Genomic DNA, 709 nt, shown 5'->3' on the forward strand with positions numbered 1-709 from the left:
CGCATCCTGTTCGGCAAGTGGTCGGGCACCGAAGTCAAGCTCAATGGCGAAGACCTTCTGATCATGAAGGAATCCGACATCATGGGCATCATCGGCTGAATATCGGCCTCACCGTCACTTAAATCTTCGGGCTCAATTCAAGCCCCTGCCAGGAGCTAAAAATGGCTGCCAAAGACGTAAAATTTTCTCGCGATGCCCGTGAGCGCATGCTGCGCGGCGTCAACATCCTCGCCGACGCGGTGAAGGTCACGCTCGGCCCCAAGGGCCGCAACGTGGTCATCGACAAGTCGTTCGGCGCACCGCGCATCACCAAGGACGGCGTCACCGTCGCCAAGGAAATCGAGCTTGAAGACAAGTTCGAGAACATGGGCGCGCAGATGGTCCGCGAAGTTGCTTCGAAGACCAACGACATCGCCGGCGACGGCACCACGACCGCGACCGTTCTGGCGCAGTCGATCGTCCAGGAAGGCCACAAGTCGGTTGCCGCCGGCATGAACCCGATGGACCTGAAGCGTGGCATCGACCTCGCGGTGAGCGACGTCGTCGCGACGCTGATCAAGAACGCCAAGAAGATCAAGACCTCGGAAGAGGTTGCCCAGGTCGGCACCATCGCCGGCAATGGCGATGCTTCGGTCGGCTCGATGATCGCCGAAGCGATGCAGAAGGTCGGCAATGAGGGCGTCATCACGGTCGAGGAAGCCAAGACCGC

The 709-nt window shown here is 60.2% G+C and carries 1 protein-coding gene and 1 pseudogene; both read left to right on the forward strand.

Annotated elements, in window-relative coordinates; translation table 11 throughout:
* Positions 1–99: pseudogene (locus tag AC0L3L_RS36420) on the forward strand (co-chaperone GroES); the annotation flags it as partial.
* Between the two features lie 62 nt (positions 100–161).
* Positions 162–709 (forward strand): TCP-1/cpn60 chaperonin family protein (locus AC0L3L_RS36425; RefSeq protein WP_473642207.1); only part of this gene is annotated, 548 nt, incomplete at its 3' end.

This window comes from Mesorhizobium sp. WSM4849, from assembly GCF_055811385.1.